Here is a 13643-nt window from a genome sequence, read left to right as displayed (position 1 = left end):
GTATCTCCCTTGTTCAGTGAGTACCCCTCAGGTCGACACACGCTAAACCGTCCGGCGACGCGTACTGCGAGTGCACGCCGGTGGCCCGCCGCCGCTACCTGGGCCGGCTGTCGGGGCCGCTGCTCGACCGGATCGACGTGCAGGTGCGGCTGATGCCCGTACGGGCGGCGGAGCTGATGGCGTCCGGAGGTGACGTCGAGTCCTCGGCCACCGTCGCCGCCCGGGTCGCGGCGGCACGCGGCGCGGCGGCCACCCGTTGGGCCGGCCTCGGACGGCGACTCAACGCCGAGGTGGACGGCCCGTTCCTGCGCCGCCCGCCCTGGCGACTACCGGCGCTGGTCACCGCCGAACTGCGCGCCCGGCTCGACTCCGGCTCGCTCTCGGCGCGCGGCTTCGACCGGGTGATCCGGATGGCCTGGACCATCGCGGACCTGGACGGTCGGGATCGGCCCGACCGTGAGGACGTCCGAGAGGCGACCCAGCTACGGACAGGAGAGACGGCATGAGCGCCGACGAGCAGAGCAGGCTGGCCCGGGTGGCGCTGACCTGGCTGGCCGAGCCCGGCACCCGCGTGGTGCACGCGCTGGTCGAGCAGCTGGGGCCGGTGGCGACGCTGGATCTGCTGCTCGACGGCGGCAGCCCCGACCGGCGGCTGGCCTCCGCCGTGACCGCCCGGATGTCGGCCGGCGACGCCCGCGCGGCGGCGGCCGAGGCCCTGGACCGGGCGGATCGACTCGGCGCGCGTCTGGTCACCCCGGACGACGACGAGTGGCCGGCCCGGGTCGCTGATCTCGGCACGCTGCGGCTCCCCGACCTGACCCGTCGCGTGGACGTGGAGACCGCCCCACCGCTGTGCTTCTGGGTGCGCGGCGCGTGGCCGCTCGGTGAGGCGTTGGAGCGCTCGGTGGCCGTGGTCGGCGCGCGGGCGGCCACGGCCTACGGCCAGCACGTGGCCACCGACCTCGGGTACGGGCTGGCCGAGCGGGACTGGACGGTCGTCTCCGGTGGCGCGTTCGGGATCGATGCCGCCGCCCACCGGGGCGCCCTCAACGCCGAGGGCCGCACCGTGGCGGTGCTGGCCTGCGGGGTGGACCGGCCGTACCCGATGGGCAACACCGCCCTCTTCGACCGGATCGCCGACACCGGGCTGCTGGTCAGCGAATGGCCGCCGGGCGCCGAGCCGCTGCGGCCCCGGTTCCTGATCCGCAACCGGGTGATCGCTGGCGGCACGCTGGGCACCGTCGTGGTGGAGGCGTCGGCGCGCAGCGGAGCGACGCAGACCGCCCGGCGGGCCATCTACACCGGTCGGGTGGCAATGGTGGTACCCGGGCCGGTGACCTCGGCGATGTCCGTCGGCGCGCACGAGTTGCTGCGCGAGAACGACAAGACCCGGCTGGTCACCGGCGTCGCGCACGTGCTCGAGGAGGTGGGCCGGATCGGGGCGGACCTGGCCCCGCCGGCCCGCGGCCCGCAGCGGCCGACCGACGACCTGGACGACGATGCCCGGTCGGTGCTGGAGGCGTTGCCCCGCCGGGGCGCACGGGGGGTGGACACGCTCGCCGCCCGCGCCGGTCTGGACGTGCGTACCGCGCTACGCAAACTGTCCCTGCTCGAAGAACTGTCCATGGTGGTACGACGTGACGACGGCTACGCCCTCGCCCCGGTCGACAAACCCAAGGGACCGGCCGACCGCCGGTAAACGCGGACGCCGACGTGGCCGGCGGAGCACGGTCCTCGGCCGTACGCTGGTGCCGTGCCTGCTGCCAGCGAAGGTGCGCGTGCCGCTCGGCGGACCGCATCGGTGACGCCGCGAGAGGCGCGGCGGCCGTGAGCCGGTCCGCCCGGGGCACCCGGGCCACTCATCAGAACCTGCCACCGCCGCTGCGGGACGCGGTCGACGACTTCGCCGGGCACCTTTCCCAGGTTCGCAACCGGTCGGCGCACACCGTCCGCGCGTACGTCACCGACGTGGTCGCGCTGCTCGACCACGCGGTGCGGATGGGTTGCCGCGACCTGGGCGAGGTCGACCTGTCGGTCCTGCGGAGCTGGTTGGCCCGGCAGCGGACCACCGGCGCCGCCCGTACGTCGCTGGCGCGCAGAGCCGCCTCGGCACGGGCGTTCAGCGCGTGGGCACACCGCGCCGGGTTGCTCGCCGCCGACGTGGGGGCCGCGCTGGCCAGCCCTCGCGCGCACCGGGAGCTGCCCGGCGTCCTGCGCGCCGACCAGGCCACCGCGCTGCTGGAGGCGCCGACCCGGCACCCGGCAACCGCACCCGGCACGCCCACGACAGGATCGCCCGCAAACGGCACGCCCGCGACGGGGTCCGCCCCCGGCGGGGAGCCCACGACGGACGGAACCACCGACGCGGCGGTGGCGCTGCGCGACAGGGCGCTGCTGGAACTGCTCTACGCCACCGGCGTACGGGTCAGCGAGGCGTGCGGGCTGGACGTCGAGGACGTCGACCACGCCCGGCGCGTGATCCGGGTGTTCGGCAAGGGCCGCCGCGAGCGGTCGGTGCCGTACGGCGTGCCGGCGCAGCGGGCGCTCGACGAGTGGCTGCGGCGGGGCCGCCCCGCGCTGGTCGCCCCGCACTCGGGCGACGCGCTGCTACTCGGGGCCCGCGGCGGTCGGCTCAACCCGACCACGGCGCGTCAGATCGTCGGCGGGTACGCCGAGGCCGCCGGCCTGCCCCGGACGAGCCCGCACGGGCTGCGCCACTCCGCCGCCACCCACCTGCTGGAGGGCGGCGCGGACCTGCGCGCCGTGCAGGAACTGCTCGGGCATTCGTCGCTGGCCAGCACGCAGATCTACACCCACGTGTCGGTAGAGCGGTTGCGCGCCGCCTACCGCCAGGCGCACCCCCGCGCCTGATCACTGGCGGGCCGGCCGGACCGCCCGACGGTTACGATCATTCGGTGAGCGTCCCGCAGCCTCCCGAGCCGATTCCGGGCGCCCGCCTGCTGTTCTCCCTGGACCCGGCGGTCAGCCACCTCAACCACGGCTCGTTCGGCGCGGTGCCGATCGGCGTGCAGCGCGCCCAGCAGCGACTGCGCGACGAGATGGAGGCCAACCCGCTGCGCTTCTTCACCCAGGGGCTCGTCGACCGGCTCGCGCACACCCGGCGGCACCTCGCCGGGTTCCTCGGCGCGGACCCGCAGGGCAGCGCGCTGATCGGCAACACCACCACCGGCGTCGCCGTGGTGCTCCAGTCGATGGGCCTGCGACCCGGTGACGAGATCGTCAGCACCGACCACGGGTACGGGGCGGTGAGTCTGGCCATCGCGCGGGAGTGCCGCCGCACCGGCGCGGTCAGCCGGGTGCTGCCGATTCCGCTGGACGCCGGCGACGAGCAGATCGTGCAGACCATCCGGGCCGGCCTGCGCCCGGGACGGACCCGGCTGCTCGTCGTCGACCAGCTCACCTCGGCCACCGCAAAGCTCTTCCCGACGGTCGCCATCGTGGCGGTGGCCCACGAGAACGGTGTGCCGGTCCTGGTGGATGCCGCGCACGCCCCCGGGATGCTCGCCACCACGGTCGCCAGCATCGGCGCCGACTTCTGGGCGGGCAACCTGCACAAGTGGGGGTACGCGCCGCGCGGCACCGCCCTGCTGGCGGTCGCCCCGCAGTGGCGCGAGCGGATCGAGCCGCTGGTGGTGTCGTGGGAGCAGGAGTCCGGCTTCCCGGCCCGGATCGAATGGCAGGCCACCCTCGACTACACCTCGTGGTTGGCTGCCCCCGCCGGGCTGTTCACGCTGCGCAGCCTCGGTGTCGACCGGGTACGGGAACACAACGCCGCGCTCGCCGCGTACGGCCAGCGGGTGGTGGGGGACGCTCTGGGGGTGCCCCCCGCCCAACTGCCCGACCCCGGCGGACCGGGGGTGTCGCTGCGTCTCATCCCGCTGCCGGCCGGGACGGGCACCACGAGCGACGCGGCGCGGGCGTTGCAGACGCGCATCGGCGAGCGGCTCGCCGCCGAGGTGGCGGTGATGAGCTGGAACGGCCGTGGGTGGCTGCGACTCACCGGCCAGGTCTACAACGCCGCCGACGAGTACGAGCGGCTGGCCACCCGGTTGCCGGCGCTGCTCGCCCAGCGCTGACCCCGCGCACCGGGTCGAGCGGGAGGAGCCGCACCGGGCCGAGGCCGAGCAGGGCGAGCGGGTCCAGGTACTCCGCACCTCGGCGCAGGCCCCAGTGCAGGCACGCGTCGGCCGGGCAACCGGGGTGGCCGGGCAGCAGTTCGCCCAGCGGCGCTCCTGCGGCGACCGCCTGACCGGGGCGTACCCCGGGTCGCACGGGCTCGTGGGTGGTTCGCAGCCCTCCGGCATGCCCCACGGTGACCACCGGTCGGCCGGCCACCAGACCGACGAAGAGGACGGTGCCCGGCCCGGCGCTGCGGACCACGGTTTGAGCCGAGGCGGCCAGGTCGACGCCCCGGTGGCCGGACAGCCACGGCTCAGGTGGCGGGTCGAAGCGGCGCACCAGTCGCGGTGGCCCGTCGAGCGGCCAGCGGAAGCGCTCGGTGGGAGCGGGAGGCTCGAACGCGATCGGCACGGTCGGCGTCGGTGGCAGACCGGGCACCGACGCGACAAGTACCGCAAAACCGCAGAGCTGCACGATCAGAGCGAGGGGGAACGCCGCGCAGAGCAGCACGGTACGGAGGTTCGAGCCGAGACGGGTGGCGGATGGCGATCGCATGCCGGCAGCCTCGGCCCGGGGCCGGGTCGTCCGCCAGCCCGGCCAGCGAAGCTGTGGACAACAGACGGCCCTGTGGACGACCACCCGGAGGCGCCGATGATCTGCTATGCCGCGCTGGGGAGCTGCTGTGCGTGCCGGGCTCGCCGAGGCGTCGGGTAGGCCCTTTCACCTACCCGACATCCTCGGACGAGCCCGGGTCAGCTCACCACCACTGTTCGTTGGAACCGGTTTCGTAGTCGTACTCCTCGACGTGGTCCCACTCCACCCCGGTCAGCTTCTGATAGGCGTTCGAGGGGACGTCGAGGATCGAATCCGCGTGCGCGGCCTCGACGGTGGTGAAGCGGGTGAACGCCGCCGGATCGGCCAACACGGCATCGAATGCCGCGGGCCCCGCCACCACCACCGCGCAGCGCGCGTACAGGAAGCCGTCCTCAGTCAGTTGATCAGCGCCCGGTGGGACCGCCTGAGCGAGCACCCGACGGTCCAACTGATAGAGCTTGAAGGCGAGCGTCTCAGCAAAATCGATGATCCGCTCCACCGGCTCGTCCGACAGCACGGAGGTCAACCGCTCGTACGGCCGGTCGTCCTGGACTTCGGGCTGGCCGCCGAGCACCGCCACGAGCCGCCAGAATTCCTCGTCTGCAAGCATCGAAATCCTCAACCAATCGTCGACCAGGTCGAACTAGTGCCAGTTCTTGTTTCCGTCAGGGCGTTTTCCGAAGATCCGGAAGAAGCCTCTGATCAGTCGTGTTTCTATAGCCTTTGCCCGCCGCTTACCCGGGATGCCGCGCCGCAGGTACTTAGCGGTGTACTTGTCATTCGGATTCTTGCGATTGAGCTTCCTGAGCTGTTTCGGAAGCCGGTCACCCTTTCCTTCGCCGTACCTGTACACCTCGCCGTTCTTGTCGATTCGGTAGACGTAGTGGGGGCAGGAACAGTCGAGTGAGTTGCCGTGTTTACCGCACGCGCTGACGTTGTGCGCCAACACGTCGACACCGTCGACCCGGACAGCGTACGTGTGCACATCCCCGACGTTGAGGTTGTACACGGTCTGTGCCGGCACCCAGCCACGGTCCACAACAGAGGCCACCTGCACCGTCGTTCCGTTGGCGGCGCGTAGCCGATCGCCGGCCCGCACCTTCTCGGCGAACGTCCAGCCCACGCCCTCCACCCACAGCGGGTGCTCAGCCGTAGCCTCCAGCGCCCCGCCCTGACCCTCGTCGAGGTCGATGTCGATCAGGTGCTTCGCGCCAACGCCGTCGATCACGGCGAGGACGGGCTTGGCCTCGGCCACGCCAGTCGTGGGATCGACCGCCATGACCCAGTCGCCCAGTTGAACGTCCGAGATGGGCAGCGATGACCCGTCCGCCATCAACACCTGGGTCTGCGGCGTGAAGGAGTTACAGCGACTTCGATGCCTGCCCTTGTACAACCGTCGTGCCCGGCTGGCCTTGCGGGCCTTCTGGGCGGCCCTCGCGGCACCGACGGCGAAGCGGGCTCCGCGGACCGCCGCGCCCGCCCCCACGGTCGCGGCCAGCGCGCCGCCGATGGCCCAGGCAGCCTCCCGCCAGTTGCCGGTGGCGGCGTACGAGACCGCGGAGACCACCCCGGCGATGGTGCCGATCGGCCCCGGGATCATCGACGCGTAGGACGCGACCTTGGCGACCTTGGACAGGCCCTTCTTGATGCTGCCCCAGCCGAACTTGCCGTCCAGGTCGGTGCAGTTGACCGGGTCCCCGGCGCAGTAGTCGTAGGCGGTGGCGTTTCCGCCGTCGACCGGGTCGACCTGGAGGAACCGCCCGATCCCCGGCGAGTAGAGGCGGACACCCATGAGGATGACGTCGCCCACCGCGTCGCCGGAGCGCTGCTTGCCGCCGAGCCAGCCGTACCGCTGGTCGGCCTGCCCCGCCACCGGCACACCGAACTCGTCGTAGTCGAGGAACTCGGGCTCCAGCAACGCCGTGTCGATCGTGGCGGCCACGTCGCCGTGCAGGTTCAACAGCTGCAGCCGGACGTCTCCCGCGTCGGAGGTGGTGGCTGCCAGGTCACCGTCGGGGCCGGACACGTTGCGGGTGTAGCTGCCCAGCGTGGTGTCCTCGATGATCCAGCGGGGCTCGTCGGAGTCGTCGCCGTAGTGGTTCAGCTTGGAGGTGGCGTTGACCCAGTTGCCGTCGACCATGGTCTCGGTGGTGAACGCCCGGAACCGGTGCGCGGGGTCCAACGTCCAGCTCTGGCGGGAGTCCCCGAGTTGCTGCCGTTGCACCAGATCGTTCGCGAAGTACGCGTTCGTCAGGCCGTCCGGCATGGTGGTGGTCCGCCCGAAGGCGTCGTAGACGTAGCCGGCGTCGGTGAGCCGGTCGGCGGTGTCGTAGCTGTGCGTGCCGGACACCGGGGTGCCGGTCTCGTCACACGTACCGTCGGCTGCCGGCGCGTACCGCGAGTTCCCGGTCCGGTTGGTCCGGTCGTCGTAGGTGTAGGTGCGGGTGACGCAGCCGTCGGTGATGGCGCTGTCGTGCTGGGCACGCGTCAGTCGGCCCAGCCGGTCGTAGCGGTAGGCCTTACTGCCACCGGTGTAGGTGTGGTTCACCCACTGACCGGCGGTGTTCTCCTGGACCGACTCGGAGTAGATGACCTCGTTGTCGGAGTCGCGGGTGTAGGTCCGCTCCACCGGCTGGAGGTTCGCGTCGAGCCGGTCGGTCCGGGTCAGCCCGCCCGGGTACTTCAGCTCGGTGAGTTGGCCGTCCGGGGAGTACTTCGCCGAGAACGTGCCGGCGACGCTGTCGGTGACGCTGGTCAGCAGGCCGCGGGGCTCCGCCGCACGGTCGTAGGCGAAGGTCGAGTACCCGGTGGGGTCGGAGACCTTCACCGACTTGCCGAACCTGTCGAACTCGTTGGTCGTCGTGCCGCCGTCGGCGTCGGTGTAGGACGCCAGCCGGCCGAGCAGGTCGTACTCGCGGGTGACCGTCGAGGTGCCCATCGTGGTGACGGTGACGTCGCCGGACGTCGGGCTGTAGGCGGTGGTCACCGCCGGCACCGGTGCGCCCTCGTCGGAGCTGACCTGCGTGCTGATCACGCGGGTGGCCGCGTCGTACTGGGTGGTGGTCGTGCGGGTCTTGCCGTTCGACGTCTCGGACACCACGGCCTCGTCGCCGTACCGGGTGTAGGAGTTGATCCTCCGCACCGGCAGGTTGGTGGTCATCCGAGCCGGATCGTGCCCGGTGACGGCTCCGACCGCCCGGGTGACGCAGGGCTCGCCGGCCCACTCGGGCCGGTTGCCGCACGCGCCGTCCTGAGCGTTGGCCCCGGTCGAGTAGTAGATGACCTCGGTAGCCATCGCGTCCGAGCCGGTGGAGCCGATGCCCCAGGACTTGAGCACCTGACCGCTGGCGTTGCGGACCACGTACGCGGTCAGGTTCTGCCCGCCCGCTCCGGCGTCCGCGATCACCTTCGTCGGGGACTTCAACGTCCAGCCGGACACGCCGCCGTACTCCGCGTCGTAAGCGTTCTTCGACACCCGCACGTCGGCGTCCGGATAGCCGACGATCTGCGCGCCTTCACTCTCCGTGGTCACCAGGTGGTAGGTGGCCCCGTCGGGCTTGCCCTCGTCGTACTTGTTGACGGCGTGCGACCGTCCGATCACCGTCGCGCCGGCCGGGATCGCCTCCAGCGGGCCGGTGCCGTCCGGATCGGCGAGGGGGTTCTCCAGTACCACCGTCGAGGTGGGCCCGACGGATTCGAGGAGGTCGACACCGTCGGTGCTGTACGTGTTGATGGTGGAGAGCGCCAGCGCTCTGCTGGCGGTGTCCGAGCCGGCCAGGCCCAACTCGTCGAGGTAGCGAGCGGAGCCCTGGAACGTGCCGAGGGCCAGTTCCCGGTCGGTGGCCTCCAGGCTCCGGACCACGTTGCCGAACCTGTCGTACTCGGCGGTGTCGAGGTGGCCACCCGGACTGGCCGTGTTGACCTCCTGTCCCCCGGCGTTGAGGTAGTGCACGGTGGCGTACGGGTAGCCGTTGCTACCCGGGCTGGCCGGGGTGGCGGCGTTGCGGCCGGGGTTGTCCTCGGGGCCGAACACGGCGGTCGCGTCGGTGGGCAGGTCGACCTGGCCCCACGTGGAGATGGCCGCCGAGTTCAGGTCGTACGGACCGCCGAGGGACCTGGCCAACGGCACGTTGTAGACGACGTTCGTGGCGACCTCACCGTCGGTGGCGGTCTTGGAGCCCTGCTGGAGCGCGGCCCGGCGGACCTTGAGCAGCCGTCCGGTGTTCTCGTCGCCGGAGAGGCGGGTGACCTGCTGGTCGGTGAGCGCCTTCCCGTAGACGCGGACGTCATCGACTTCGCCGTCCCAGATGTTCGAGGCGGCACCGGCCCACTTGGCCCGGCCGATCACGTAGGCGCCGCCGGCGTTCCAGCCGCCGGTGGCCGCGGTGGTGCTCTGCAACACGCCGTTGACGTAGAGCTTCATCTTGGCGCTGGCGGTGTCGTAGACGCCGGTCAGGTGGGTCCACTTGCCCGCCACGGCGGTGCTGTTCGCGATGGCCCGAACCGGGGTCGCGCTGTCGCTGTCCGAGGTCACCCGCGAGAACGCGAACTTGTCCTCGGCGGCGACGTAGTTCAGGAACAGGCCGCTGGTCCGGGAGCCGTCCTTGGACACCGCGGTGCGGTTGACCGACTTGTCCTTGATCCGCACCCAGGCGGAGACGGTGTAGGAGGCGGTGTTGGACAGGGCCGTGCCGGCGACGCTGATCTGCTGGCCGGTGCCGCCGGTGAACACCGAGGCCCGGTCGGCCGGGTTGTCCGGGTCGTTGCCCTGCCCCCAGGAGACACCGCTGGCCATGGTGCCGTTGCGGCCGCTGCCGGAGGAGTCGGCGACGGCGGTGCCCGAGCCGGCGTCGAGGTCCCAGCGCAGTGCCGCGGAGTCGACGTCCGGGTTGCCGTAGTCGAAGTTCCACGGCAGCTCGCCGGACGGGGTGACCTTGGTGACCCGGCCGCCGCCGTACTCGTAGGTGGTCTTCAGCGCCGGGGTGGCCCGGGGGTCCCACACCTCACGGAGTTGGCCGAGGTCGTCGTACGCGTATCGGGTGACCTGGGTGGCGGTCGTCGCCGAGGTGTCCGGGTCCCAGGCCCAGAGCTTCACTCCGGAGACCCGGTCGGTGTAGTCGCCGAACACCGTCTGGCTCAGTCCGGATGAGGTGGTGGTGGCGTACTCGTACTCCAGGACCTCGCAGCCCCGCGCCGGTACGGCGGTGGTGCAGTGGTTGGTGTCGTCGACGCCCGGCTCGGCCGGGTTGATCACCTTCTTGAGCAGCAATCGGCTGCCGGTCGTGTCATAGATGTAGCGGGAGGTGGTGTCGGACTCCGGCGTCCAGGACGACGTGGCCGCCCAGACCCCACCCTGCGAGGTGAACTCGGTGACGGTGCCGTCCAACTCCGACAGCCGGTAGGCGGTGGTACCGACCTTGGTCAGCACCATCCCCTCGGAGCCCGGCTCCGGTGTGAAGGTCACGCCGTCGGTGTTCTTGGCGAAGGTGATCCAGCCGCCACCGATGCCGTTGACCCTGGCCAATGACGGTTCGGGCAGCGTCACGGTGCTGTACTCGATGTCCGCTGCGCCGCCGGTCGCGCCGCCGGTCCAGGCCGGGCCGAATGGGGCGATGATCTCGGTGAACGACAGGTTGTCCCAGTAGACCTTGCGGCCGGAGCCGCCCTGCATGCCGTTGTAGAGCCGGAAGAACGCCTCGGACGCGCCGGCCGGGACGGTCATGTCGAGCGACAGCTCCTGCCAGCCGTCGGTGTAGGCGGCCATCGCCGAGGAGGTCTCGGTGTAGGTGCTGCCGGTCTTGGTGAGGCCGACGATCCGCAGGCCACGCTGGGCGTAGGCCGGCACCAGCCCGGTCGCGCCCGGCACGAAGATCCACCCGGTCATCCGGTACGTCCGGCCGGCGGCCATGTTCAGCCGCATCGCCCCACCGTCGCCACCGACCGCCACGTAGGTGTCGTTACTCGTGGTGGTGACCGGGGTGATCTCCAACGAGTCGGCCGGGCTGGTCTCGCCCTGGCCACGTGCGGTGGAACGCGCCGCCGACGAGGTGGACGGCACGGTGAAGCCGGTCAGGTCGGTGGAGATCTGCTGCTGGTTGGCGGTCAACCGCTGCGCCATCGGCTGGTAGCCGGCGGCCCCGTCCCGCGACGACGTGGCCCGGGCGACCGAGAGTCCCAGTTCGTCAGCGTCCGTCGAGGAGATGGAGTAGTCGCCGGTGAGGAGGTTGACTGAACCGGCGCCGATCTCGTCGTCGGCGGCGCCGTCGCCGCTCGAGTCGACGGAGACCCGCACCCAGGGGATGGTGTACGCCGGCGTCGTGCCGGTTGCGGTGTAGAGATGGGCTCGCACCTCGACGACACCACCGGTCAGGCCGAGAGTGTCGGTGGCGTTCCAGATCGCGTATCCGCCGAGCGCCGACAGGCCGACAGGGCTGGCGGAGGTCGCGGTGATCGGCGCCCCGGTGGCGGAGGTCAGGTTCGCCGAGGGCACCGGCAGGATCGCACCGCCCGGACCCCGACGATATTCGAAGTACGTCCGGGTGTAGCCGGAGACCGGGGTGGTGATCCGCAACTTGGTCCGCTTGACGATCGTCGCGCCCGGCAGCGGTTCGGCCAGCGCGGCGTTACCCGCGTCGAAGACGTATTGGTTGAGGTCGGAGAGGTTGCCGGCCGAGTCCTTGGCCTGCACGGACAGGGTGCGGTGCCCGTCGCGTGGGCTGAGCGTGACCGACTTCGCCCCGGTCGCGGCCACCGTGGTCGCGGCCGTGTCGTAGTCGAACTTGTAGACGAATGCGGCGAGGTCGGTGCTGCCCGAGGCGGGGGTGAAGGTGAAGGTGTCCGCCTGGCCCGCGCCGCCGTGCGGCTGGGCGTCGTTGAGGTAGATCGTCGCCGCCACGAAGGGAACACCGGGCTTCGTGGTGTCCACGGTCAGCGGGGTCCACGCCGTCGCCGTGCCGTAGGCGTACGGATCCTTGGCCCGGACCTGCCACTCGTACTGGACGCCGTTGACCAGGTCGACCGGCACCTGCCAGGAGGCGGTGGAGCCGTTGGTCCAGGCGGGACTGCCCGATCGCAGGCCGGACGACGAGACGACGGCCTGGGTGGTCTTGTTCCGCACCACGAACTCGGCCTGCAGGGTCTGCCCCGCGTTGGCGTCGGTCAGCTTCGCCGACAGGGTGGGCCGCAGCGAGGAAGTCTGGGCGCCGGATCCGCAGGCGGTGTAGCAGGGTGCGGCGGCCAGTGCCGACGGCACCGACGGCGCGCTGTTGTAGGTGATGGAGACCAGCGGCGGGTGGGTGCCCTCGGCCGAGTCGAAGCGCTTCCAGCCGGAGGTCGAGGTCTCGGATGTGGCCCGCAGCATCACGCTCGCGCTGGACGCGCTGGTGTCCGCCGCGTACTGCAGCGCCCCGCCGACCTCGACGTAGACGTAGCCGTCGCCGCAGGACGAACTGTAACCGCGGGTCTCGGTGGAGGTGCCCACCTTCGCCCGCGCGGTCGGCTGGGCCGTCCACCGCACCGACGAGTCGACCAGGTCGGTGCGCCAGGCCTCCCAGGACGCCGCCGTGCACGACCAGGAGTGGTAGTTCCACAGTCGCAGCTTCGCCGAGATCACCCGGCTGCCGGCGAAACCGCTGGTGTTGAAGCGGAGGTAGGAGCGGGCGGTGAACGAGCCACCGTCGTTCGAGTAGCCCAGCTTCAGGTCCGCCGAGCCGGACTGGTCGCTGGAGTAGGTGTTCTGCACGAAGGCGTCGAACGACGGCGACAGCGAGGTCGGTGGGTCGATCGTCACCGGGAAGGTCAGGTCCGGCCGTGCCAGGAACGTCGCGTCCGGCGTCAGCTCCATGACGGTACGACCCTTGCCGGCCGCGACGGCGCGCAACGCGACCCGGGCGTGGTTGAGGCGCTCGCCGGACTGCGGGGCCACCTCGGCGTCCCACATCAACGGCGTCTGGGCCCGGCCCACCTGCCGACCGCGCCGGTCCTTCAGCAGCAGTCCCCCCATGCCGTCGGTGGCGGCGGTGAGCTGGCCGGTACGCAGCGGCACCGACAGCTTGCGCACCTGCGCGAGCGCGGCCCGGTCCTTGACCACGAAGTGCTGCTCGTAGCCCGTGGCGTGCGCGTGGAACACCAGGTCGACACCCGGTCGTACGTCGGGGTAGGTGATCGTGCGTCCGTCGAGCACCGGCTCGGGCAGCGCGCCGGACCAGGCCAGCCCTGCCTGGTCCGCGCCCTCACCGATCTTCACCACCTCGTGCTCGCCGGTACCCGGTGTGGCGCCCGCGAACGTCAGCGCGAGGGGATGCGCGATCGGCGCCACCGAGCCGTCCGACCGGCGCTGCAGGGTGAGGTCGACCGGCACCCACTGGTCGCCCCGGCGCACCCGCACCGGGGCGAGTGCCTGCTCCTCGGTCAGGGTGCCGTCCGGGTTGGCGAAGACCTGGGTCGTCTCGGTCCGGCGGTTCTTCACCTCGACCCGGGAAGCACAGAGCTTGGCCGCGATCGCCGCCGACACCTCGTCGGCACGGTCGTCGGGACACTTCGGCTTCGGTGCGGGTGTCGGTGCCGCCGCGGCGGCGGCCGGCGGCGCCGGGCGGGTGGGCACGTCCGCCATCGTGGCCACCAGGGCCAGGATCAAGAAGATCGACAGGCGACGAACCCACGCCGCGCAGCCCTCCCCGGCCAACGTGATGAACACGCGTGACTGTCGGTGCATCGGCACGACACCCTCCCCCGCTCCTGGCTCTCTGTGAGCGAGCGGAGCGTACGAAGGCGGTTAACAGCTTTCAATGTCTTGACGCCAGGTCGGATCATGGATATTCGCTCGCCGATAACGCTCCTAAAAGGACGTTAAGCCGCAGTCTGGGAATCCCAGGCAACGCAACACGCAAGAAGGATGTTGCGCAGGTCGA

The 13643-nt window shown here is 71.4% G+C and carries 6 protein-coding genes and 1 pseudogene; 4 read left to right on the top strand and 3 right to left on the bottom strand.

Annotated features, from left to right (window positions below; translation table 11 throughout):
* Positions 1 to 41 precede the first annotated feature (41 nt).
* From ACQP03_RS07040 to ACQP03_RS07025, 4 genes and pseudogenes are all read left to right on the top strand, one after another.
* Positions 42 to 506, top strand: a pseudogene (locus tag ACQP03_RS07040) (ATP-binding protein); the annotation flags it as partial.
* Positions 503 to 1699 (top strand): DNA-processing protein DprA, encoded by a 1197-nt coding sequence (gene dprA / locus ACQP03_RS07035; protein ID WP_433460602.1) that lies wholly within the window; start codon positions 503 to 505, stop codon positions 1697 to 1699. The pseudogene ACQP03_RS07040 and the gene dprA, both read left to right, overlap by 4 nt.
* Before the next feature lie 128 nt (positions 1700 to 1827).
* Positions 1828 to 2871, top strand: coding sequence for a tyrosine recombinase XerC (locus ACQP03_RS07030; RefSeq protein ID WP_433460601.1), 1044 nt, complete (start codon positions 1828 to 1830; stop codon positions 2869 to 2871).
* A gap of 44 nt (positions 2872 to 2915) precedes the next feature.
* Positions 2916 to 4097, top strand: coding sequence for an aminotransferase class V-fold PLP-dependent enzyme (locus tag ACQP03_RS07025; RefSeq protein ID WP_433460600.1), 1182 nt, complete (start codon positions 2916 to 2918; stop codon positions 4095 to 4097).
* Here the strand turns inward: ACQP03_RS07025 and ACQP03_RS07020 are convergent.
* From ACQP03_RS07020 to ACQP03_RS07010, 3 genes are all read right to left on the bottom strand, one after another.
* Entirely contained in the window at positions 4018 to 4695 is a 678-nt protein-coding gene (locus ACQP03_RS07020) for a M23 family metallopeptidase (protein WP_363660831.1), read from the bottom strand. The genes ACQP03_RS07025 and ACQP03_RS07020 overlap by 80 nt on opposite strands.
* A gap of 202 nt (positions 4696 to 4897) precedes the next feature.
* Positions 4898 to 5344: a DUF4240 domain-containing protein gene (locus ACQP03_RS07015; RefSeq protein WP_357131033.1), complete on the bottom strand. Its 447-nt coding sequence runs from the start codon at positions 5342 to 5344 to the stop codon at positions 4898 to 4900.
* 33 nt (positions 5345 to 5377) lie between these two features.
* On the bottom strand, positions 5378 to 13447 hold the full coding sequence (locus ACQP03_RS07010) for a LamG-like jellyroll fold domain-containing protein (protein WP_433461138.1): 8070 nt from the start codon (positions 13445 to 13447) through the stop codon (positions 5378 to 5380).
* Between the last annotated feature and the right edge of the window lie 196 nt (positions 13448 to 13643).

Origin of the sequence: Micromonospora sp. CA-248212 (genome assembly GCF_050948405.1) — a bacterium.
GTDB lineage: Bacteria > Actinomycetota > Actinomycetes > Mycobacteriales > Micromonosporaceae > Micromonospora.
This window is presented reverse-complemented; position numbering and strand designations above follow the sequence as displayed.